The sequence below is a fragment of the Enterobacter sp. CCUG 70166 genome (assembly GCF_020224095.1).
GTDB classification, from domain to species: Bacteria; Pseudomonadota; Gammaproteobacteria; order Enterobacterales; family Enterobacteriaceae; genus Enterobacter; species Enterobacter intestinihominis.
In genome coordinates, this window is the sequence record NZ_NRIQ01000026.1 from 51,839 (window position 1) to 74,063 (window position 22,225).

Below are 22,225 nucleotides of genomic sequence, written 5' to 3' on the forward strand. Positions count from 1 at the left end.
TTATGGCCTTATTACAAATTAGTGAGCCAGGCTTAAGCGCCGCACCGCACCAGCGTCGTCTGGCGGTCGGTATTGACCTGGGCACCACCAATTCTCTCGTGGCGACCGTGCGTAGCGGCCAGGCGGAAACGCTGGCTGACGAGCAGGGCCGCCATCTGCTGCCTTCCGTGGTCCACTACCAGCAGCAGGGTCACGCTGTCGGCTTTGATGCCCGCGCCAATGCCGCGCGCGATCCGGCTAACACCATCAGCTCGGTTAAGCGCATGATGGGCCGCTCGCTGGCGGATATCCAGACCCGTTATCCGCATCTGCCGTACCAGTTACAGGCCAGCGAAAACGGCCTGCCGATGATTGCGACATTTGCCGGTCTGCTGAACCCGATTCGTGTTTCCGCTGACATCCTCAAAGCGCTGGCGGCGCGCGCGACGGCGACGCTCGGTGGCGATCTGGACGGCGTGGTAATCACCGTTCCGGCCTACTTCGACGATGCACAGCGTCAGGGCACCAAAGACGCCGCGCGTCTGGCGGGCCTGCACGTGCTGCGTCTGCTGAACGAACCGACAGCGGCAGCCATTGCCTACGGCCTCGATTCCGGTCAGGAAGGGGTGATTGCGGTTTACGATCTCGGCGGCGGGACGTTTGATATCTCTATCCTGCGCTTAAGCCGCGGTGTGTTCGAAGTGCTGGCCACCGGCGGGGATTCCGCGCTCGGCGGCGATGACTTCGACCATCTGCTGGCGGACTACATCCGCGAGCAGGCGGGCATCAGCGATCGCAGCGATGCGCGCGTCCAGCGTGAACTGCTGGATGCGGCCATCGACGCCAAAATCGCCCTGAGCGATGCGCAGTCCGTCAGCGTGATCGTCGCAGGCTGGCAGGGTGAGATCACCCGCGACCAGTTCAGCGAACTGATTGCGCCTCTGGTTAAGCGTACCCTGCTGGCCTGCCGTCGCGCATTGAAAGATGCGGGCGTTGAGGCCAGCGAGGTGCTGGAAGTGGTCATGGTTGGCGGCTCAACCCGCGTGCCGCTGGTACGTGAGCGCGTAGGGGAATTCTTTGGCCGCACGCCGCTGACCTCTATCGACCCGGACAAAGTGGTTGCCGTGGGTGCCGCTATCCAGGCCGATATCCTGGTCGGCAACAAGCCGGACAGCGAAATGCTGCTGCTGGACGTCATCCCGCTGTCTCTGGGTTTAGAAACCATGGGCGGCCTGGTGGAGAAAGTCATTCCGCGTAACACCACCATTCCGGTGGCGCGCGCGCAGGAGTTTACGACCTTCAAAGACGGCCAGACCGCGATGTCCATCCACGTGATGCAGGGCGAGCGCGAGCTGGTGCAGGACTGCCGCTCTCTGGCGCGCTTTGCGCTGCGCGGAATTCCGGCGCTGCCGGCGGGCGGGGCGCATATTCGCGTCACCTTCCAGGTAGATGCGGACGGTCTGCTGAGCGTGACGGCGATGGAAAAATCCACCGGCGTCGAATCGTCCATTCAGGTGAAGCCGTCCTACGGCCTGACCGATGGCGAAATCGCCTCCATGATTCAGGACTCAATGAGCTACGCCGAGCAGGATGTGAAGGCGCGTATGCTGGCGGAACAAAAAGTGGAAGCCGCACGCGTGCTGGAGAGCCTGAACGGCGCGCTTGCTGCCGATGCCGCGCTGTTAAGCGCCGCTGAGCGCCAGGTGATTGACGAGGCTGCTGCGCGCTTAAGCGCCGTGGCCGAAGGCAATGACGCTGACGCAATAGAAGAAGCCATTAAAAACGTTGATAAACAAACCCAGGACTTCGCTGCTCGCCGCATGGACAAATCTGTCCGCGTCGCGCTGAAAGGCCAGTCCGTGGACGAGGTTTAATATGCCAAAAATTGTTATTTTGCCTCATGCGGACCTCTGTCCGGATGGCGCTGTTCTGGAAGCGAAGACCGGTGAAACCATTCTCGATGTAGCCCTGCGTGCAGGTATCGAAGTGGAACACGCCTGTGAAAAATCCTGTGCCTGCACCACCTGCCACTGCATCGTGCGTGAAGGTTTTGATTCTCTCGCCGAGAGCACCGAAGACGAAGACGACATGCTGGACAAAGCATGGGGTCTGGAGCCAGACAGCCGCTTAAGCTGCCAGGCCGCGGTGACCGATGAAGATCTGGTCGTGGAATTCCCACGCTACACCATCAACCACGCACGCGAGCATTAATATGGGACTGAAGTGGACTGACAGCCGTGAAATCGGCGAAGCGCTCTACGACGCGAACCCGGATCTCGACCCGAAGACCGTACGATTCACCGACATGCATCAGTGGATCTGCGATTTAGAGGATTTTGACGACGATCCAAACGCATCCAATGAAAAAATTCTGGAGGCGATTCTGTTAGTCTGGTTAGATGAAGCAGAGTAAATCACTTAACGGGCTGCCTTCAGGCGGCCCGTTTGCTAATAAGGACAAATAAAATGACCGAAGCGATGAAGATTACGCTCTCCACGCAGCCAGCCGACGCACGCTGGGGCGAGAAAGCCACCTGGAGCATCAATAACGACGGTATTACCCTGCACCTGACGGGTAACGATGATTTGGGCCTGATCCAGCGCGCCGCGCGTAAAATTGACGGCCTGGGCATTAAGCATGTCACTCTGACTGGCGAAGGCTGGGACACCGACCGCAGCTGGGCTTTCTGGGCGGGTTACAAAGGGCCGAAAGGCACCCGTAAAATTGAGTGGGCGAACCTCGATGAAGCCGGTCAGAAAGAGCTGGAAAGCCGCCTGAAAATTATCGACTGGGTGCGCGACACCATCAACGCCCCGGCGGAAGAGTTGGGGCCTGAGCAGCTGGCGCAGCGCGCGGTTGACCTGCTGTGCGGCGTGGCGGACGACAAGATGTCCTACCGCATCACCAAAGGTGAAGACCTGCGCGAACAAAATTACATGGGTATCCACACCGTGGGTCGTGGCTCCGAGCGTCCTCCGGTCCTGCTGGCGCTGGATTACAACCCAACCGGCGATAAAGAAGCGCCGGTCTTTGCCTGTCTGGTCGGGAAAGGTATCACCTTCGATACCGGCGGTTACAGCCTGAAGCAGAGCGCGTTCATGGACTCCATGAAGTCCGACATGGGTGGCGCGGCGACCATTACCGGCGCGCTGGCGTTCGCCATCACCCGTGGTCTGAACAAGCGCGTGAAGCTCTACCTGTGCTGCGCGGATAACATGGTGAGTGGCAACGCCTTCAAGCTGGGCGACATCATTCGCTACCGCAACGGTAAAAATGTTGAGGTGATGAACACCGATGCCGAAGGCCGTCTGGTGCTGGCCGATGGCCTGATCGACGCCTCTGCGCAGAAGCCGGAGCTGATTATCGACATGGCGACCCTGACCGGCGCGGCGAAAACTGCCCTTGGCAACGATTACCATGCGCTGTTCAGCTTCGACGACAAGCTGGCCGCTCGCCTGCTGGCCAGCGCGGCGGCGGAAAACGAGCCGTTCTGGCGTCTGCCGCTGGCCGAGTTCCACCGCAGCCAGCTGCCGTCTAACTTCGCCGAGCTGAACAACACCGCGAGCGCGGCGTACCCGGCGGGGGCCAGTACCGCAGCAGGCTTCCTGTCTCACTTCGTTGAGAACTACCATGAAGGCTGGCTGCACATTGACTGCTCCGCAACCTACCGTAAAGCGGCGGTTGAGCAGTGGTCAGCAGGCGCAACCGGTCTGGGTGTGCGTACCGTGGCGAACCTGCTGACGGCTGAGTGATCTTTTTTGCCGGGTGGCGCTACGCTTACCCGGCCTACAAAACCCGTAGGCCCGTGCAAGCGTTGCGCCGCCGGGCAATTGTGAAGTAGCCAAACTATGTCAGAAACCAAAAACGAATTAGAAACCCTGCTGGAGCAGGCGGCGACCGAGCCCGCCCACCGTCCGGCCTTTTTCCGCACGCTGCTGGAATCCACCGTCTGGGTGCCGGGCACCGCCGCGGAAGGGGAGCAGGTTGTCGAAGACAGCGCGCTGGATCTGCTGCACTGGGAGAAAGACGACGGCACGTCGGTGATCCCGTTCTTTACCTCGCTCGAGGCCTTGCAGGAAGCGGTAGAAGACGAACAGGCGTTCGTGGTGATGCCGGTGCGCACGCTGTTCGAAATGACCCTGGGGCAGACGCTGTTCCTCAACGCCAAACTGCCGACCGGGAAAGAGTTCACTCCGCGTGAAATCAGCCATCTGATTGGTGAAGAAGGCAACCCGCTCAGCACCCAGGAGGTGCTGGAAGGGGGCGAAACGCTGCTGCTGTCTGAAGTGGCTGAGCCGCCCGCGCAGATGATTGACTCCCTGACCACGCTGTTTAAAACCATCAAGCCGGTAAAACGCGCGTTCCTCTGCTCCATCAAAGAGAGCGCTGACGAAAAGCCTGTTCTGCTGATAGGGATCGAGGCCGACGGCGATGTTGAGGAGATCATCCAGGCGGCGGGAAGCGTAGCGACCGACACGCTCCCGGGCGATGAGCCGATTGATATCTGTCAGGTGAAGAAAGGTGAGCAGGGCATCAGCCACTTTATTACCGAGCACATCACCCCGTTCTACGAGCGTCGCTGGGGCGGCTTCCTGCGCGATCTCAAGACCAACCGCATTATCTGATTACGGCGGGGTGACCTTCACCCCGTTGCTTCCAGCAACAGTAAATCCATCAGCAGCACCAGATTCGACTCAAACGACGTCACCCCTGCGGCTTCGGCGGCGAAATGTACCGCTTCGTCATAGAGGGCAAAATGCACGTCGGCCATACCTGCCAGCGTATTGGCCGACGCGCGGGTAAACGCGACGATCGTCATGCCGACGTTTTTGGCGATCCGCGCTTTATCCAGCACCTGCTCCGTTTCGCCGCTGCGCGAAACGGCAATAAATACCTGATAGCGTGCGGCGTTGCTGAGAAAAATATTCCGGCTGTCCCCCGGTCCGGAGATGAACGCGGTTTTTCCCAGCACCTGCAACTTCTTGGTCAGGTACTCGGCAAAAAGATATGAAAACCCGGCGCCGTAGAGAAAGAAGCTCTCTTTCTGGCGCAGCAGGCTGGCAAACTGCTGGCGTTTTTCCTGGGTAACCCACTGGAAGGTCTGCTGATAGTTGGCAATAAACCGGGCAAAAAGCGCGGGCATTTCTGCATGTTGCGCAGACTGTACGGTGATATGCGGCGTGTCAGAAAGCAGCTGCTTGCAGTGCCAGATAAACTCACTAAATCCGCTGAAGCCCAGCTTCTGGCACAGCCGCATAATCGTCGCGGTGGAAACAAATGTCGCCAGCGCCAGCTCGCGCACCGTGATATTGCCCACCAGCAGCGGATGCTCAGTGAGGTGGGCGAGGACGCGATACTCCGCGCGGGTCAGTGACGACCCGCGTGTTAACAGCGTTGCCAGGCGGTTATCCATTATTTCGCCGGTTCTACCGGCAGATCGTCCCGTGCACCCCATTCACTCCAGGCGCCGTCATACAGCGTCACGTCATTCGCGCCAAGGGTTGCCAGCGCCAGGATCACCACGCAGGCCGTCACGCCGGAGCCGCAGCTGGCAATAACCGGACGATGCAAATCCACGCCCTGACGTTCAAAAATGGCACGCAATTCATCGGTGGTTTTCAGCTCGCCTTCAAACACCAGATCGCCCCACGGCACGTTCAGCGCCCCCGGGATATGTCCTCGTTTCAGTCCCGGACGCGGCTCATCCGCTTCAGCGTTGAAGCGTGGAGCGGGACGCGCATCGACGATTTGGGCCGTGTTTTCGTGGCTCACGACCAGAACGTCGGTCAGGCGCTTGACCACGTGTGCGTCGAACGTGGCATCGAATTCGCCTTCCGGCAGCGTCACGTCGCCCTGCTGAAGCGGCAGCTCGTCGCGCTTCCAGCCCGCAAGCCCGCCCGCCAGAATCGACACTTTTTCCACGCCGAAGTTTTTCAGCATCCACCACGCCCGCGGCGCGGAAAACAGATTACCTTCATCATAAACAACAAGATGTTTGTCTTTGCTGATGCCGAGCTCGCGCATCGCCACGGAAAACGCTTCCGGACGAGGCAGCATGTGCGGCAGGGGAGAGGTGTGATCGGAGAGGGCTTCGATATCGAAAAAAACCGCGCCAGGCAGGTGCCCTGCGCGATATTCAGCGGGAACGTCACGATGCTCCTGGCCCGGAGGGGCCATGCGCGCGTCGATAATCTGAACTTCCGGGTCGTCGCCGTGCTCAATCAGCCAGTCGGCGGCGACAAAATATGAGGTGGACATGGTTGCCTCCATTCTTTTCCGTAAAAAAGGATTGTCGGTGTTTTTTCTGACACCGACAAGTTAACCACGTTCAACTCGCGAGCAAGCCCCTATTTTTTCACCGCTTCACCGTCCTGCCATGCCTTTTGCAGCGCAGGCCAGTAGTCGCGGTTGGCTTCGATCATCTCATCCAGAATCGCTTTCGCGTGCTCCATGGTCGGCACGGTGCGGTTCAGGGTAAACGCCTGCAACGCTTTCTCGTAGCTGCCTTCGATGGTTGCCTCCACCAGCAGCTGTTCAGAAGCGAGCTGCTGTTGCAGGAGCGTCTGGTGGAACAACGGCACCTGACCCACGCGGACAGGCTCCGGCCCTTCGGAGGTGATATAGGCAGGTACTTCCACCACCGCATCGTACGGCAGATTGGTAATCGCCCCGCGGTTTTCCACCATCACCAGATGACGTTGGCGCAGGTTGAATGCCAGTGAGCAGGCGACATCGACGATAAATTCGCCGTGAACACCTACGTGGAAGGCGTCCGGTAAGATCCCGCTGCGCTGGTACTCTTCGGCGGCGGCAAACAGCTTTTTCTCACGTCCGTTCATCACTTCGTTGGCACGGGTATAGTCCGGGTTCTGATGCTCCACAATCTGGTTCGGCATCAGGTAGTACTGTAGATACGGGTTCGGCAGGTACTCCGGGAAGTTATCCATAATCGGCTTGATGTTGCGCCAGGTTTTCACCCATGACGGATCCGAGTGCTGCGGGTCGGTTTTGGCCGCGTCTTCCGTCAGCAGGCCAAACTTCGCGATATGTTTACGCAGCTCCGGCAGCTTGTCCTCGCCGTCCACCAGCACGCGGGTAAACCAGCCGAAGTGGTTGAGGCCAAAATAGTCCATCTCCAGTTTATGACGGTCCACGCCCAGAATGGCGCCCATATTGCGCATCGCGGCGACAGGCATATCGCAGATGTTCAGCACGCGTGCGTTGGGGCGCAGGCGACGCACGCCCTCAGCGACGATCGCCGCCGGGTTGGAGTAGTTCACGATCCACGCCTTTTCGTGCGCGTAGCGTTCCACCCTATCGATCAGCTCTACCATCGGCAGGATCGTACGCAGGCCATATGCCAGCCCGCCGGGTCCGCAGGTTTCCTGGCCGACCACCCCGTGGCGCAGCGGAATTTTTTCATCCTGCTCGCGCATTTTGTACTGTCCGACGCGCATCTGAGCAAAAACAAAATGCGCGCCGCTGAAGGCCACCTCCGGATCGCTGGTGACCGTGAATTTGATGCTCTGGCTGTGGTCGCGAATGACCTTTTCCACTACGGGCGCAATGGTGTTCTGGCGCGCCTCGTCGATGTCATACAGGCGAATCTCTGCCAGGGGGAAATCGTGCAGGCGTACCATCAGGCTTTTCACTATACCTGGCGTGTAGGTGCTGCCGCCGCCAGCAATCGACAGAATGAATGGGGGTGTTAACATCTTTAGCTCCTTTCAGAGAAACGTCTCAACGGCTTCTCGCATTTTTTTGACATGCAGCCCGTAGACCACCTGAACGTTGATACCTTGTTTGATAATCCCTTTCGCGCCGGTCGCTTTCAGGCGCGGTTCGTCGATGATGGCGATGTCCTTCACCGTGACGCGTAAGCGGGTGTAGCAGTTATCAACCACCTGAATGTTTTCCCGACCGCCCAGACCGACGACGATCGATTCGCCCAGCCCGTCGTTATTTCCCTTCGCCTGGTATTCCTGTTTGCTGTAGAGGCGCGTCTCCCGATCGTCATCTTCACGACCGGGCGTTTTCATGTTGAAACGCAGGATCAGGAAGCGGAACACCACGAAATAAAGGGCGAACATGATCAGCCCGACCACGATGTACATGGGCCAGTTGGACTTTTCCGTGCCGAGCGGCAGGTTGTAGAGAATAAAATCGATAATTCCGTTGGCGCCGATGGCGTGAACGCCAAACAGGGTGAACAGCATCATGCCAATGCCGGTCAGCACCGCATGCACCACGAACAACAGCGGGGCGACAAACAGGAAAGAGAACTCGATCGGCTCGGTTACGCCGACCAGCAGCGAGGTCAGCGCCGCCGGGATCAGAATGGCTTTCGCAATCGCTTTACGCTCTGGCTTCGCGGTCATGTACATCGCCAGCGCGGCGGCGGGAAGGCCGAACATCTTGCTGATGCCGCGAGCATCCCACACCACGGTGCTGCTGAGCTGCTTCACGTCCGGGCAGGCCATCTCGGCGAAGTAGATATTGCGCGCGCCCTGGTAAGCCGTACCGCACACCTCCTGCGTACCGCCCAGTTCGGTATACAGGAACGGCGTATAGACCAGATGATGCAGGCCCGTCGGCACCAGAATGCGTTCAAGGAAACCGTAGATCGCCACCCCAAACGGACCGGACCCTTTGATCGCCAGCGCCAGGGCGCTTATTCCATGCTGTGCGTACGGCCAGAGTTCGCTCATGACCACGCCGAGCAGCATAGAGACTGGCAACATCACAATCGCGACAAAGCAGTGGCCGGAGTATATCGCCATCGCGCCGTTAAACTGGACACCGGAATATTTGTTGTACAGATAACCGGAGAGCGCCCCGGTCAGGATCCCGGCGAAAACGCCCATCTCCAGCACCTGGACGCCCAGAACCATGCTTTGTCCGGCGGCTTTCATCTGCTCTGCAGGGGCCAGTTCTCCCTGAAGCTGTAACGTCACGTTCATGGCATTGATAAACACGATAAAAGTCACCAGCCCAATCAGCGCCGCGTAGCCTTTGTCTCGGGTTGCCAGGCCAATGGGGATCCCGACGGCAAACACCAGCGCCAGGTTGACCAGCACCGACACGGCAGATTTGGCGATCAGCTGGCCGACACTTTGGATCAGCGGATGGCCGAGAAACGGCAGGTACTCGGCCAGATTGCCGTTACCCAGCACATTCCCAAAGGCGATAAACAGACCGACGATAGGTAAGATAAGTACAGGTCCGTAAAGTGATTTTCCGAAATTTTGTAGGGCGTTCACGGCTCGTTTCATGGCTTTCTCTCTTATTGAACCGCGCACTCGGGGTGCGTCATGGTCATAAAACTAGCAGGCATGATGCGAGCTTATCCAGCTATCTTCTTGTTTTAAAAACAAATGACGCGAAAGGTAACATGTTACGTTACGCTGTGTGATCGCGGTTCCACCCTCGCATGCGAGTACGATGCCATTCTGCGAGGCGCTTTCCAGATTATAAAATTGGACTTTTTGTATTAACGAAACTTGCGGATAATACTTATCCGGACGACGACCAACAGGCCCCTCAGGCCAGGGACATAGGATGAAACCGTTTCGCTTAGCTGCGATCTCTCTCGCGCTGCTCACCACCTTTACGCTTGCCGGCTGTGATAACAGTGATGACAAACCTCAGGCCGCAGCCCCCGCAGCGTCTACTACATCAGCACAGAAAACCCCGGCAAAACCGGATCCTGAAAAGCTGGCTAAGCTGGCCGCGCAGAGTCAGGGTAAGGCGTTGACGCTGCTGGATGCCTCTGAAGTGCAACTCGACGGCGCTGCGACACTGGTTCTGACCTTCTCTGTCCCGCTGGATCCCAGCCAGGATTTTGCGAAAACGGTGCATGTGGTGGATAAAAAAAGTGGCAAAGTGGACGGCGCCTGGGAACTGGCCCCCAATCTGAAAGAGCTGCGCCTGCGCCATCTGGAGCCGAATCGTAATCTGGTCGTCACCGTCGAGCGTAATTTGCTGGCGCTGAACAAAGCGACATTCGGCATTGACTATGAAAAAGCGATCACCACCCGGGATGTTGAACCGACGGTCGGATTCGCCAGCCGCGGATCGCTGCTGCCGGGTAAAGTGGTGGAAGGGTTGCCGGTGATGGCGCTCAACGTCAACAATGTGGACGTGAACTTCTACCGCGTTAAGCCGGAGTCGTTGGCCTCGTTTGTCAGCCAGTGGGAGTACCGTAACTCGCTGACCAACTGGGAATCTGACAACCTGCTGAAGATGGCGGAACTGGTCTACACCGGCCGTTTCGACCTCAACCCGGCGCGCAACACGCGTGAAAAACTACTCCTGCCGCTCAAAGATATTAAGCCGCTCCAGCAGTCTGGCGTCTATATCGCCGTGATGAATCAGGCTGGTCACTATAACTACAGTAACGCCGCGACGCTCTTTACCTTAACTGATATTGGGCTGTCCGCTCACCGTTATCATAACCGCCTGGACATCTTCACCCAGAGTCTTGAAAACGGTGCGGCGCAGTCAGGCGTGACCATTACCCTTCTGAACGATAAAGGACAGACCCTGGCCGAGGCGAACAGCGACGCCGATGGTCATGCGAAACTGGAAACCGATAAAGAAGCCGCGCTGATCCTGGCCAGTAAAGATGGCCAGACCACGCTTCTTGACCTCAAACTTCCGGCGCTGGATCTGGCGGAGTTTGATATCGCCGGTAACCCGGGTTACAGCAAACAGTTCTTTATGTTTGGCCCGCGCGATCTCTATCGTCCGGGTGAAACGGTGATCCTTAACGGCCTGCTTCGCGACAGCGATGGCAAACCGCTTCCCGAGCAGCCTGTAAAACTTGACGTGCTGCGTCCGGACGGCCAGGTAGCGCGTACGGTCGTTGTGCAACCTGAGAACGGTCTCTATCGCTTCAACTATCCGCTTGATAGCAGCGCCCAGACCGGCATGTGGCATATTCGCGCGAATACGGGGGATAACCAGCAGCGCATGTGGGATTTCCACGTCGAAGATTTTATGCCTGAGCGTATGGCGCTGAATCTGACCGGGCAAAAAACGCCGGTTTCCCCGCAGGAGGATGTGGACTTTAACGTTGTGGGCTATTATCTGTATGGCGCGCCGGCTAACGGTAATTCTCTGCAAGGCCTGCTTTTCCTGCGTCCGCTACGTGACGCGGTGCCTGCACTGCCTGGCTTCCAGTTCGGTGATATTGCCGAGGAGAACCTGAGCCGCAGCCTGGATGAAGTGCAGCTTACGCTGGACGAACAGGGGCGCGGACAGGTTACCACCGAAAGCCAGTGGAAAGAGGTGCACTCGCCGCTGCAACTGATTTTGCAGGCCAGCCTGCTGGAATCAGGCGGGCGTCCGGTAACGCGACGCGCCGAGCAGGCTATCTGGCCTGCGGCTGAACTTCCGGGGATCCGCCCACAGTTCGCCAGCAAGGCCGTGTACGACTACCGCACCGATACCACCGTCAACCAGCCGATTGTCGACGAGAACGGCAACGCCAGCTTTGACATCGTCTATGCCGATGCCAGCGGGGCGAAAAAAGCGGTATCTGGTCTGCAGGTGCGTCTGGTCCGTGAGCGTCGCGACTACTTCTGGAACTGGTCCGAGAGCGAGGGCTGGCAGTCTCAGTTTGATCAAAAAGATCTCGTTGAGGGCGAGCAGGAACTTAACCTCAAGGCCGATGAAACCGGTAAAGTCACCTTCCCGGTGGAGTGGGGCTCATACCGTCTGGAAGTGAAGGCCCCTGATAGCATGGTCAGCAGCGTGCGCTTCTGGGCGGGGTACAGCTGGCAGGATAACAGCGATGGCACGGGTGCTGCACGCCCGGATCGTGTGACGCTGAAACTGGACAAGCCATCCTATCAGCCAGGCGATACCATCAACCTGCATATTGCAGCGCCGGCCGCAGGCAAGGGCTATGCAATGATCGAATCCAGCGAAGGGCCACTGTGGTGGAAAGAGATCGACGTACCGGTTAACGGTCTGGATCTCGCCATTCCGGTGGATAAGGCCTGGAAACGTCACGATCTCTACCTCAGCACGCTGGTGGTTCGTCCTGGCGATAAATCTAAATCCGCCACGCCAAAACGCGCGGTTGGTCTGCTGCATCTGCCAATGGGGGACGAAAATCGTCGCCTGAGCATCGCACTTGATAACCCACAAAAAATGCGTCCGAACCAGACGCTTTCTGTGAAAGTGAAAGCCAGCGTAAAAGAGGGGGCTGTGCCACAGAAGGTGAACGTGCTGGTCTCGGCTGTTGATAGCGGCGTGCTGAACATTACCGACTACGTCACGCCGGATCCGTGGGAAGCTTTCTTCGGTCAGAAGCGCTATGGCGCGGACATCTATGATGTTTACGGCCAGGTGATTGAAGGTCAGGGACGTTTGGCCGCACTGCGCTTTGGCGGAGACGGCGATGAACTGAAACGCGGCGGTAAGCCACCGGTGAACCATGTCACCATTATTGCTCAGCAGGCGCAGCCGGTTACGCTTGATGCCAACGGTGAAGGCACCATCACGCTGCCGATTGGCGATTTTAACGGCGAACTGCGTCTGATGGCGCAGGCCTGGACGGAAGACGATTTCGGCAGCAGCGAAAGCAAAATCATTGTGGCGGCTCCGATTATCACCGAGCTTAACACGCCGCGATTCCTCGCAAGTGGCGATACCTCTCGCCTGACGCTGGACCTGACCAACCTTACTGACCAGTCGCAAACGCTGAACATTGCGTTAACCGCAACCGGTAAGGTGTCGCTCGAAGGTGCTCAGCCAGAGCCGGTTAAGCTGCCGCCTGGCGCTCGTAGCACTCTGTTTATTCCGGTGCGCGCGCTGGAAGGCTATGGCGATGGTGAAGTAACTGCTCAGGTGACGGGGCTTCAGCTCCCTGGTGAGACGTTTGCGCCGCAGCAGAAGAGCTGGAAAATTGGTGTACGCCCCGCATTCCCGGCGCAAACGGTGAATACGGGCACGATGCTGAACCCTGGCGAATCCTGGAGCGCGCCAGCACAGCATATCTACGGTTTCTCGCCTGCCACGCTACAGGGACAGCTGTTGCTCAGCGGTAAACCACCTTTGAACCTGGCGCGCTACATTCGTGAACTTCAGGCCTATCCATACGGATGTCTTGAGCAGACCACCAGCGGCCTGTTCCCGTCCCTCTACACCAACGCGGCACAGCTTACGGCGTTGGGCATTAAAGGCGACACCGACGATAAACGCCGTGCGGCCATTGATATCGGCATCTCCCGTCTGCTGCAAATGCAGCGTGACGATGGCGGTTTTGCCTTGTGGGATAAAAACGGCCCGGAAGAGTACTGGCTGACCGCCTATGTTACGGACTTCCTGGTGCGGGCAGGGGAGCAGGGTTACAGCGTGCCTGCCGAGGCGGTGAATAACGCCAACAGCCGACTGCTGCGCTATTTACAGGATCCGGGGATGATGTCCATCCGCTACAGCGACGACACCCAGGCCAGCAAATTTGCTGTCCAGGCGTATGCTTCGCTGGTGCTGGCTCGTCAGCAAAAAGCGCCGCTCGGTGCACTGCGTGAAATCTGGGAGCGTCACGCTCAGGCCGCTTCCGGGCTTCCGTTGATGCAGCTGGGCATGGCACTCAAACTGATGGGGGATACACCGCGCAGCCAGCAGGCGCTGGATCTGGCTCTCAAAACACCCCGTAACGACAGCCGAAACTGGATGGCGGATTACGGCAGCCAGCTGCGTGATAATGCCCTGATGCTCTCCCTGCTGGAAGAGTACAAGCTGCTGCCGGATGCGCAAAACAGGCTGTTGAACGCGTTATCTGAAGACGCGTTCAGCCAGCGCTGGCTGTCAACCCAGGAGAGCAATGCGCTGTTCCTGGCTGGACGTTCACTGCAAACCTTGTCAGGCGCGTGGCAGGCAACGACCACCCTCTCTGAACAGACCCAGAGCAGTGATAAAGCGCAGGTAGAAAACCTGAACGGCGACCAGCCTGGTGCCTTGCAGGTGACGAATACCGGCACGACGCCGCTGTGGGTACGACTGGACACTACTGGCTATCCGGAGTATGCGCCCCAGCCATCTTCTCACGTCTTGCAGATTGAACGTCATATCCTGGCGACAGACGGCAGCAGCAAGTCGCTCTCTTCACTTAAGAGCGGTGAGCTGGTTCTGGTGTGGCTGGAAGTGAAGGCCAGCCAGAACGTACCGGATGCGCTGGTGGTGGATCTGCTCCCGGCAGGTCTGGAGCTGGAAAACCAGAATCTGGCGAGCAGCAGCGCCAGCTTGCAGGACAGCGGCAGTGAAGTGCAAAACCTGCTGAATCAGATGCAACAGTCTGATATTCAGCACATGGAATTCCGCGACGATCGCTTTGTGGCCGCCGTGCCGGTCAATGAAGGTCAGCCGGTCACGCTGGTTTACCTGGCCCGTGCCGTTACGCCGGGAACCTATCAGGTGCCTGTTCCGATGGTCGAGTCCATGTACGTTCCGCAGTGGCGGGCAACGGGGTCGGCCAGTGGCCCGCTGATCGTTGTTCCGTAAGATGCAGATAGCACGCCTGATTCGCTCCCGCTGGCTGTGGCTTGCGGGAGCGCTTCTCTTTTCAGGGGGGCTGATTGTCGCCGCTGACCGCGTGTGGCCGTTGCCCCTGAAAGAGGTCAACCCTGCGCGAGTGGTGGTGGATGAGCAGGGTGTTCCGTTGTGGCGTTTTGCCGACAGCGAAGGCATCTGGCGCTATCCGGTTACCATTGAAGAGGTTTCCCCACGCTATCTTGAGGCGCTGATCCAGTATGAAGATCGCTGGTTCTGGGATCACCCTGGCGTCAATCCGCTTTCTGTACTGCGTGCCGCCTGGCAGGATCTCACCGCCGGGAGAGTGGTTTCTGGCGGGAGCACGCTTACCATGCAGGTGGCACGCCTGCTGGATCCGCATCCGCGTACCTTTGGTGGTAAAATTCGTCAGCTGTGGCGGGCGATGCAGCTGGAGTGGCATCTCTCCAAGCGTGAAATCCTGACGCTGTATCTCAACCGTGCCCCGTTTGGCGGCACGTTGCAGGGCGTGGGCGCGGCAAGCTGGACTTATCTTGGCAAACCGCCGTCTCAGCTGAGCTATTCCGACGCGGCGCTGCTGGCTGTACTGCCACAGGCACCCAGCCGTCTGCGCCCCGACCGCTGGCCGGAACGTGCCGAAGCGGCGCGGAACAAAGTGCTCGACCGCATGCTGACTCAGGGCGTCTGGTCTGAGAAGCAGGTGAAAGAGTCCCGTGAAGAGCCGGTCTGGCTGGCCCCCCGGCAGATGCCGCAGCTGGCGCCGCTCTTTTCCCGCATGATGTTGAGTAAAAGCCGCGACACAAAAATAGTCACCACGCTGGATGCAGCTTTGCAACGACAGCTTGAAGAGCTGGCAATGAACTGGAAATCGCGCCTGCCTGCCCGCAGTTCACTGGCGATGATCGTCGTGGATCATACATCCATGAAAGTGCGTGGCTGGGTAGGCTCGGTAGATATCAATGATGACAGTCGCTTTAGTCACGTGGATATGGTCAATGCGATCCGATCACCGGGATCGGTCCTCAAGCCATTCATCTATGGCATGGCGCTGGACGATGGCCTGATCCATCCCGCTTCGTTATTACAGGATGTTCCAAGAAAAACGGGGGATTATCGCCCCGGCAACTTTGACAGCGGTTTCCATGGGCCGGTCAGCATGAGCGAAGCCCTGGTGCGTTCCCTCAACCTGCCTGCGGTGCAGGTACTGGAAGCGTACGGCCCAAAACGTTTTGCAGGCATGCTGAGCAACGCGGGATTACCGCTCATACTCCCCGCGGGTGCGCAGCCCAACCTCTCCCTGATCCTGGGTGGCGCTGGGGCACGCCTGGCTGATATCGCTGCCGCCTACAGTGCCTTTGCGCGGCAGGGGCAGGCGGGCCGGTTGCGTTTACAGCCGGGCGATCCGCTGATCGAACGTCCGCTGCTGTCGCAGGGGGCGGCGTGGATCATTCGTCGCATTCTCGCCAGTGAAGCACAGCCCCTGCCGGACAGTGCGCTGCCCCAGGTTGCGCCGCTGGCGAGGAAAACGGGCACCAGTTACGGCTACCGGGATGCCTGGGCCATCGGGCTGAACGCCCGGTATGTCATTGGAATCTGGACCGGACGTCCGGACGGCACGCCCGTTGCCGGGCAGTTTGGTTTCGCCAGCGCGGTTCCGCTCCTGAATCAGGTCAATAACATGCTTCAGTCCCGCTCGATGGTAGATGAAGCCCGTCTGCCGCGCGATCCGCGTCCTGCAAGCGTAGGACGGGGCGTGATTTGCTGGCCGGGGGGCCAGTCCCTGCCTGAAGGGAACGAAAACTGTCGGCGTCGGCTGTCAACCTGGCTGCTGGAAGGCAGTGAACCGCCTACGCTGCTGCTGCCGGAACAAGAGGGTATTCGCGGGATCCGTTTCCCGGTCTGGCTGGATAAAGAAGGCAAACGCGTCGCAGCGGATTGTCCTGATGCGACAGAAAAAGTGCTGGATGTCTGGCCGCTGCCGCTGGAGCCCTGGCTGCCTGCTGCCGAAAAACGGGCTGCTCGTCTCCCCGCCCGTTCAGCGATTTGCCCTCCGCTGGATAACCATAATGCGGCGCCGCTGATGTTGTCAGGCGTCAGAGAAGGGGCGGTAATTAAACGTCTTCCGGGTGAGAAAAACATGACCCTGTTCGTTTCAACCAGCGGCGGGGAGGGGCAACGATGGTGGTTTTTGAATGGCGAACCGCTGGACGGACATCAGAAGAATTATTCACTGCAATTATATTTGTCGGGTAAATATCAGTTAGTTGTATTAGATGAAACAGGACAAACGGCGACGGTCAATTTTGAGTTAGATCGCTAAGTGTTACTCCTCAAGAGTTAGCTTGATAATTATCAATATCCGTTCCTGAAAAAAAACGAGAATGCGTTTTTATTTTAAGGAACGAGCAATGGAAAAAAATAAACATCAGGGAGAGGGGACTATTCCCGCCATATCCCGGCGTCAGTTTATTCAGGCAGGATCGGCGCTCGCCGCTCTGCCTTTTGTCGTCAAAACCGGCAAAGTACAGGCACAGGGCGCGGCGGTTTCAGACACTACGCCTGAAGAAAAAGTGGTGCAAACCTGTAGTACGTTTGACTGCGGCGGCAAGTGTGATATTCGTGCTCACGTCAGTGAGGGCGTTGTGACCCGAATTTCTACGCGTCCGGATAACGCGTTGGATCCGCAAATGCCCGTAATGCGCGCCTGCGTGCGTGGCCGGGCTTATCGGAAATTTGTTTACCATCCCGATCGGCTGAAATACCCAATGAAACGTGTAGGGAAACGTGGCGAAGGAAAATTCGAGCGTATTACCTGGGATGAAGCCACCACCCTTATTGCGAATCAATTAAAAACTATTACGCAAAAATACGGTGCGGCTTCACGCTATGTTCATGTGGGCACCGCTGTGTCTGGCGGGACTTTTTCCGGCGATAAAATGGTTCGTCGTCTGCTCAACTTAACCGGCGGCTATCTCGAAAGCTATCACTCGGTCAGTATGGGTAACACGGCGGCAGCAACGCCGTATACCTATGGCACCGCTGCCAGCGGCAGTTCTCTGGACACGCTGCTGGACACCAAACTGGTCATCCTCTGGGGACATAACCCGACGGAAACGATCTTTGGTCACAGCAACCACTTCTACCAGAAGATGAAGCAAAACGGCACTCGCTTTATTGTTGTCGACCCTCGCTATTCCGATACGGTTTCCTCCCTGGCCGATCAGTGGATCCCGCTGCTTCCCACCACGGACAACGCCCTGATGGACGCGATGATGTATGTGATCGTCACGGAGAACCTGCACGATCGCGACTTTATTCAGCGCTACACCCTGGGCTTTGACGAAGACACTATGCCAGAAGGCGTTCCGGCCAATGAATCCCTGATGGCTTACCTGAGCGGCGCAAAAGATGGCGTGGCGAAAACGCCCGAGTGGGCAGAGAAAATCACCCACGTGCCTGCACAAACAATTCGGCAACTGGCGCGCGACTACGCAACCACCAAACCCGCTGCGCTGATCCAGGGCTGGGGACCGCAGCGTCATAACTGCGGCGAGCGCACCGCGCGCGGCTCGACGTTGCTGGCTACGCTCACGGGTAACGTCGGGGTGAAAGGCGGTTGGGCAGCAGGCTATGGCGGCTGCGCAAACCGGAAATTTGCCGCCGGGCCAGAGATGCCGGACAACCCGGTCAAAGCCAAAATATCGGTGATGAACTGGGTGCAGGCCGCCGACGATGCCTCTCAGGTCACCGCGGACGTCGGCCTGAAGGATGCCGAAAAGCTGGACAGCAATATCCGCATCCTGTTCTCGCTGGCGGGAAATTATCTGGCTAACCAGAACCCGGATCTTCATCAGGCAACCCGTGTCCTGGAAGACGAGTCGAAAATCGAGTTTATCGTCGCAAGCGATCTGTTTATGACGCCGAGCGCCCGATACGCCGACCTTCTTTTGCCGGAAACCAGCTTTATGGAACGCTGGAATATCGGCGAAACCTGGGGCACGGCAAGCTATCTGATCCTGTCAGAAAAGCTCATTGAACCTGAATTTGAACGCCGTTCAGACTACGACTGGCTGCGGGAGGTCGCCGCTAAGCTTGGCGTCGAACCCGCGTTCAGTGAAGGGCGTGACGAAAAAGCGTGGATTGAGCACATCTGGGAGCAGACGCGTCTTTCCATGCCTGACGAAAACCTGCCGGACTTCGCGACGCTACAGAAGACGCGTCAGCACCTTTTCAAAAGCGCGCCGTTCGTCGCCTTTGAAGACAACATTCGCGATCCGCAGAATCATCCGTTCCCGACGCCGTCCGGAAAAATTGAGATCTTCTCGAAGCGTCTGTACGACATGCATCACCCGGAAATTCCGGCGCTGTCGCACTACGTGCCTGCCCATGAAGGGCCGGAAGACGCGCTGGCGAAACGCTTCCCGCTCCAGCTGATTACCTGGAAAGGAAAAAACCGCGCTAACTCCACCCAGTACGCCAACCCGTGGTTAATTGAGGCGCAGCAGCAAAAGCTGTGGATCAACCCGCAGGATGCGCAAAATCGCGGCATTGCGCAGGGAGATACCGTGCGTATTCATAACGCGCGCGGCATTTGCGAGATCCCGGCGGAGGTCACGCCGCGCATCATTCCAGGCGTTGTGGCCATGCAGGCAGGTGCCTGGTGGCAGCCGGACGAGCAGGGTATTGATAAGGGCGGCTGCGCGAACGTGCTCAGTTCCGCACGTATTACCGCGCTTGCGAAAGGGAATTCCCATCAAACCATGCTGGTGGAGGTAGCTAAAGCATGAGTCAGTTTAAACATTACGCACCGGTAAGCGACAAACAGCTGGGTTTTTATATCGACTCTTCTCGCTGCTCGGGCTGCAAAGCATGTCAGGTAGCGTGCAAAGATAAAAACAACCTTGAGGTCGGACGTCGTTTCCGTCGCGTGTACGAAGTTAATGGCGGGAGCTTTATCCCGACCGGGCAGGGTGGCGTCAGCAATAACGTTTTTGCCTACACGCTCTCTATCTCCTGTAACCACTGTGCCGACCCAATCTGCACCAAAAACTGTCCGACCACTGCGATGCATAAGCGTCCGGGGGACGGTATTGTGCGCGTAGATACTGATAAGTGCGTCGGCTGCGGCTACTGCGCGTGGTCATGCCCTTACGGCGCGCCACAGCTCAACGAGCAGACCGGGCAGATGTCCAAATGTGATTTCTGCGTGGATCTACAGGCGAAGGGGGAACAGCCTGTCTGTGTGGCAACCTGTCCTCTCGAAGCGATTAAATTCGGGCCGATTGATGAACTGCGGGCGAAGTATGGTGCGGTCTGTGATGTGAAAGGCTTGCCTGATTCCTCCATCACCAAACCGAACCTGGTGATCAAAGCGCATCAGGGCGCAGAGAAAGAGGGGAAACGTCATGCATGAGTTACCGCTGCTGATTTTTACGCTGTTCCTGCAAGGATCGGTTGGCGTTACGCTGTGGCTGGCCTTCGGAAGCACGCAACGCAGCGCGCTGCTGCCGGCTGCCGGAGCGTTTGTGCTGGCCAGCCTCGGTCTGCTCGCCTCCGCGTTGCACATGGGTTATCCACTTAATGCGTTCAACGCGCTGCGTCACGTATCCAGCTCCTGGCTGAGCCGTGAGATTATCTTTGCCAGTCTTTATCTTGCGGCACTTGGCCTCGCAACGCTGCTGATGTTTGTCAAAAAACTAGGCTGGAAGCCGCTGTTGGTTGTGGCAGGTCTTGTCGGGCTGGTGGATGTGTTCTGCATGGCGCAGATCTACATGCATGCGTCCGTGGTGACGTGGCATCACATTAATACCCTGGTGCTGTTTATCGGTTCGGTGGGAATTATCGGTTCAGCCTGCATGGCCGTTGGGGCACGTTCCCAGACTCGCGTGCGAACGGCGATTGTCATTATCACGCTGCTGGTGATTGCACGTCTGGTGATGCAGCCCGTCTGGCTGGCAGATATTACGGCTATGGACAACACCGTTGTGACGTTCCCACACGCACCGTTACAAATGCTGGAGCAACTGCGAACCGTGCATCTGCTGAGCTGGTGCGTTTCCGTTGCGGGTATGCTGTGCTTTGCTGCGGGCGGCTTAAAAGCGGCGCGAGGCACAATGCTGTTGGGCAGCGCCTTGCTGATTGTGGGTGAGCTGATGCTGCGCTTTGTTTTCTTCAGTATTGGCTGATGGGCGGATTAACCTTTGCCCCGGCGATGGACGTGACGCATGCGTGCGTCCGTCGCCGTTTTCGCCACTCTTCCTGCTGCGCCTGCGCGGACGTCTGTCCCGTACAGGCTTTTTCTTTTACCGACACCGGCGTCTCGGTTGATGACAGCCGCTGTATTGAATGCAGTGACTGCCTGTTTGTCTGCCCCGCTGAAGCCATCACCGGCATCACGCCGCGAAAACGTTTTCTGTGTGGCGATACGCTTGTTGGGCCTTTTACTGGCCGTGCGCCAGGGGTGAATGAGCTTCTGCTGTGGCACGCGCAGCACCACGTTCGTTTTATCAGTATCGACGCGGAGCAGTATCCTGACTGGTTGCTGGCGATTGCCCGGCTGAATCTTGCGCTTCGTCGACGTGGTGAAGCAGCGTGGGCGTTTAAACATATACCCGTCAACGAGGTAAATACCGCCCGGCGTGCGCTGATGCACGTTCCCCGTGAGGATGTCCGGGCCTGTTGCGTCGTGCCCGGTCAGCGTGAGCTGCGCAGGGCGTTTTCTGCATTTAGCGAGGCAGAGATAACTCTCGATACCGAATCCTGCGTACTCTGCGGCGCGTGCTGGCGGAGTTGTACGGAAAACGCGATTCGGTTTGAGAACGCTGAACTGGTCGTGGAAACCGGACGCTGTACGGGGTGTGGCGGCTGCGAAGCGGTATGCCAGCATGCGGCGATAAACGTGACGCAAACAGACGGGACAGCGAAAAGCGTGACCATACCGGCATATGAAGCCGTTTGTTTGACGTGCCACCGTCATTTCTGGTCATTTAGTTCTGATGAAAAGCAGTGTCCGCTCTGTTTTCACCATCAGTACGGCATGCGAAATACGAGCTGTTGCTAATCTTCGTCTCATTTTAAAAAAATGTTATGCATAACCATAGGCAATGGCGCTATTGCTCTTTATAATCCGCGCCACACCATACTCAGGTATGCAAAAACAACAGAACATTTTACAGAGGTTATCAATGGCTATTGAACGTACTTTTTCCATCATCAAACCAAACGCGGTGGCAAAAAACGTTATTGGCAGCATCTTCGCTCGCTTTGAATCAGCAGGGTTTAAGATCGTTGGCACCAAAATGCTGCACCTGACCGTTGAACAGGCTCGCGGTTTCTACGCTGAGCACGAAGGTCGCCCATTCTTTGACGGTCTGGTCGAGTTCATGACTTCTGGCCCAATCGTGGTATCCGTACTGGAAGGCGAAAACGCGGTACAGCGTCACCGCGATCTGCTGGGTGCAACCAACCCGGACAACGCGCTGGCAGGTACTCTGCGCGCTGACTACGCAGACAGCTTCACCGAGAACGGCACCCACGGTTCCGACTCTGTTGAATCTGCTGCGCGCGAAATCGCGTTCTTCTTTGCAGAAGGCGAAGTGTGCCCGCGCACTCGCTAATAATTTCGTAAATGCCGCGTGCAAACGTGGCATCCCTGCGCCAGACTTTGTACAATGCAACGCCCCGGACGAGCAGACTGCTTACCGGGGCGTTTCTTTTCAACCCACC

General features: G+C 57.9%; 16 protein-coding genes. 12 read left to right on the forward strand and 4 right to left on the reverse strand.

The features are described 5' to 3' along the window. Positions 1-2: 2 nt before the first annotated feature. The 5 genes from hscA to sseB all read left to right on the forward strand — a co-directional run bounded on the left by hscA (position 3) and on the right by sseB (position 4,605). A complete protein-coding gene (gene hscA, locus CKK19_RS11045; protein WP_063853380.1) occupies positions 3-1,853 on the forward strand; it encodes a Fe-S protein assembly chaperone HscA in 1,851 nt (616 codons plus the stop codon). A gap of 1 nt (position 1,854) precedes the next feature. Further along, a complete protein-coding gene (gene fdx / locus CKK19_RS11050; RefSeq protein WP_003860652.1) occupies positions 1,855-2,190 on the forward strand; it encodes an ISC system 2Fe-2S type ferredoxin in 336 nt (111 codons plus the stop codon). A 1-nt stretch (position 2,191) separates the two neighbouring features. Then, positions 2,192-2,392 carry a Fe-S cluster assembly protein IscX gene (gene iscX, locus CKK19_RS11055; RefSeq protein WP_003860650.1) on the forward strand — a complete coding sequence of 67 codons (201 nt, stop codon included), beginning with the start codon at positions 2,192-2,194 and terminating at the stop codon, positions 2,390-2,392. 53 nt (positions 2,393-2,445) lie between these two features. Further along, positions 2,446-3,732 (forward strand): aminopeptidase PepB, encoded by a 1,287-nt coding sequence (pepB, locus tag CKK19_RS11060; protein WP_023306708.1) that lies wholly within the window; start codon positions 2,446-2,448, stop codon positions 3,730-3,732. Positions 3,733-3,828: 96 nt separating this feature from the next. Next, positions 3,829-4,605 carry an enhanced serine sensitivity protein SseB gene (gene sseB, locus CKK19_RS11065; RefSeq protein ID WP_045308549.1) on the forward strand — a complete coding sequence of 259 codons (777 nt, stop codon included), beginning with the start codon at positions 3,829-3,831 and terminating at the stop codon, positions 4,603-4,605. A 17-nt stretch (positions 4,606-4,622) separates the two neighbouring features. Here sseB and CKK19_RS11070 read toward each other — a convergent pair whose 3' ends face one another. The 4 genes from CKK19_RS11070 to CKK19_RS11085 all read right to left on the reverse strand — a co-directional run bounded on the left by CKK19_RS11070 (position 4,623) and on the right by CKK19_RS11085 (position 9,252). Beyond that, positions 4,623-5,393, reverse strand: coding sequence for a MurR/RpiR family transcriptional regulator (locus CKK19_RS11070; RefSeq protein WP_063853381.1), 771 nt, complete (start codon positions 5,391-5,393; stop codon positions 4,623-4,625). Then, positions 5,393-6,238 carry a 3-mercaptopyruvate sulfurtransferase gene (sseA, locus tag CKK19_RS11075; RefSeq protein ID WP_023300716.1) on the reverse strand — a complete coding sequence of 282 codons (846 nt, stop codon included), beginning with the start codon at positions 6,236-6,238 and terminating at the stop codon, positions 5,393-5,395. Before sseA ends, CKK19_RS11070 begins: the two co-directional genes overlap by 1 nt. Before the next feature lie 89 nt (positions 6,239-6,327). Then, on the reverse strand, positions 6,328-7,695 hold the full coding sequence (locus CKK19_RS11080) for a 6-phospho-alpha-glucosidase (protein ID WP_063853382.1): 1,368 nt from the start codon (positions 7,693-7,695) through the stop codon (positions 6,328-6,330). A 12-nt stretch (positions 7,696-7,707) separates the two neighbouring features. Next, positions 7,708-9,252, reverse strand: coding sequence for a PTS transporter subunit EIIC (locus tag CKK19_RS11085; RefSeq protein WP_063853383.1), 1,545 nt, complete (start codon positions 9,250-9,252; stop codon positions 7,708-7,710). A gap of 286 nt (positions 9,253-9,538) precedes the next feature. Between CKK19_RS11085 and CKK19_RS11090 the strand changes: the two genes are divergently transcribed. From CKK19_RS11090 to ndk, 7 genes are all read left to right on the forward strand, one after another. Continuing rightward, on the forward strand, positions 9,539-14,491 hold the full coding sequence (locus tag CKK19_RS11090; protein WP_063853384.1) for an alpha-2-macroglobulin family protein: 4,953 nt from the start codon (positions 9,539-9,541) through the stop codon (positions 14,489-14,491). Between the two features lies 1 nt (position 14,492). Beyond that, entirely contained in the window at positions 14,493-16,820 is a 2,328-nt protein-coding gene (gene pbpC, locus CKK19_RS11095) for a peptidoglycan glycosyltransferase PbpC (protein ID WP_063853385.1), read from the forward strand. 88 nt (positions 16,821-16,908) lie between these two features. Then, positions 16,909-19,287 (forward strand): DMSO/selenate family reductase complex A subunit, encoded by a 2,379-nt coding sequence (locus CKK19_RS11100; protein ID WP_023306701.1) that lies wholly within the window; start codon positions 16,909-16,911, stop codon positions 19,285-19,287. Next, positions 19,284-19,913, forward strand: coding sequence for a DMSO/selenate family reductase complex B subunit (locus CKK19_RS11105; protein WP_022649006.1), 630 nt, complete (start codon positions 19,284-19,286; stop codon positions 19,911-19,913). The genes CKK19_RS11100 and CKK19_RS11105 overlap by 4 nt, the downstream gene beginning before the upstream one ends. Continuing rightward, a complete protein-coding gene (locus tag CKK19_RS11110) occupies positions 19,906-20,685 on the forward strand; it encodes a dimethyl sulfoxide reductase anchor subunit family protein (RefSeq protein WP_063853386.1) in 780 nt (259 codons plus the stop codon). The genes CKK19_RS11105 and CKK19_RS11110 overlap by 8 nt, the downstream gene beginning before the upstream one ends. After that, positions 20,685-21,560 (forward strand): 4Fe-4S binding protein, encoded by an 876-nt coding sequence (locus CKK19_RS11115; protein WP_063853387.1) that lies wholly within the window; start codon positions 20,685-20,687, stop codon positions 21,558-21,560. The genes CKK19_RS11110 and CKK19_RS11115 overlap by 1 nt, the downstream gene beginning before the upstream one ends. 124 nt (positions 21,561-21,684) lie before the next feature. Beyond that, entirely contained in the window at positions 21,685-22,116 is a 432-nt protein-coding gene (gene ndk, locus CKK19_RS11120; RefSeq protein ID WP_003860625.1) for a nucleoside-diphosphate kinase, read from the forward strand. Positions 22,117-22,225 lie beyond the last annotated feature (109 nt).